This is a genomic window from Bilifractor sp. LCP19S3_H10 (assembly GCF_052119185.1).
In the GTDB taxonomy this organism is placed as follows: Bacteria; Bacillota; Clostridia; order Lachnospirales; family Lachnospiraceae; genus Bilifractor.
The window spans coordinates 1-815 of sequence record NZ_JBQKFT010000059.1; the positions used below are offsets into that span (position 1 = coordinate 1).

At 38.2% G+C, this 815-nt stretch carries 1 protein-coding gene; it reads left to right on the forward strand.

Annotation, left to right across the window (positions count from 1 at the left end):
• Window positions 1-815, forward strand: an 815-nt coding sequence (locus ACTQZS_RS15375) for an RNA-guided endonuclease TnpB family protein (RefSeq protein WP_441476594.1), incomplete at both ends; no start/stop codon positions are given.

Sequence of the window (815 nt, forward strand, 5' to 3'; positions counted from 1 at the left end):
CAGACAAGGTTTTGCTTGATGAAACTATGTCTGTTTATCGTGATGCCTGTAATTATGTTTCAGACTATGTATTCCAAACTCATGATTTAAAGCAGTTTTCACTTAATAAGGTTTTGTATTCTACTTTAAGAGAAAAATTTGGCCTTAAATCTCAAATGGCTCAGTCCGTCTTGAAAACGGTCATTGCAAGATATAAAACTATTCTTGAAAATCAAAAGGAGTGGATACGGCCAGCCTTCAAGAAAGCTCAGTATGATTTGGTCTGGAACAGAGATTATTCTTTAACGAAAAACTGTTTTTCTGTGAATACGCTTAATGGTCGTGTTAAATTGCCATATTTCACTGAAGGCATGTCTAAATATTTTGACCCCACAATTTATAAGTTTGGTACTGCTAAGCTCATAAACAGGCATGGCAAATATTATCTTTACATACCGGTAACTTATGACGTGGAAGAAAGTAATCTTTCTGACATTTGTAATGTTGTAGGCATTGACAGAGGGATTAACTTCGTTGTTGCAACCTATGACAGTAATCACAAGTCTGGATTTGTTAGCGGGAAAGCTATCAAGCAAAGACGCGCCAGCTATTCCAAACTTCGCAAAGAACTCCAAACGCGACGGACACCTTCAGCAAGAAGAAGACTGAAAGCTATCGGTCAGCGAGAACACCGTTGGATGCAGGATGTGAACCATTGTGTATCAAAGGCACTCGTTGAATCCAATCCAAAGCATACTCTTTTCGTACTTGAAGATTTGACAGGTGTTCGTAATGCCACAGAACGTGTGAAAACAAAAAATCGCTATGTTTCTGTA